Consider the following 238-nt stretch of genomic DNA (forward strand, 5'->3'; position numbering starts at 1 on the left):
CGGTAGGCCGCTGGGCTACCGGCCAGATTGAGTGTGGTGAAGCAAAAGCAAGATCAACATCTGAAACCAGAGCGGGCACGGTCCACTGTAGGAGCTGGCTTGCCTGCGATGGCATCGCCTCGGTGTAACTGATGTACCGAGTTGCCTGCATCGCCGGCAAGCCAGCTCCTACAGAAAAGCAGCTCTGCATTAGCATTAGCATCAGTTTCAGATTTGGTTTTCGCTGTGGCTTTTGATC

1 pseudogene is annotated in these 238 nt (G+C 54.2%); it reads right to left on the reverse strand.

Features of this window, described 5'->3' with window-relative positions:
• Positions 1-53: 53 nt before the first annotated feature.
• Positions 54-238: pseudogene (locus V3W39_RS33665) on the reverse strand (hypothetical protein); the annotation flags it as partial.

Source organism: Pseudomonas sp. Z18(2022) (genome assembly GCF_036346535.1).
GTDB lineage: Bacteria > Pseudomonadota > Gammaproteobacteria > Pseudomonadales > Pseudomonadaceae > Aquipseudomonas > Aquipseudomonas yamanorum_A.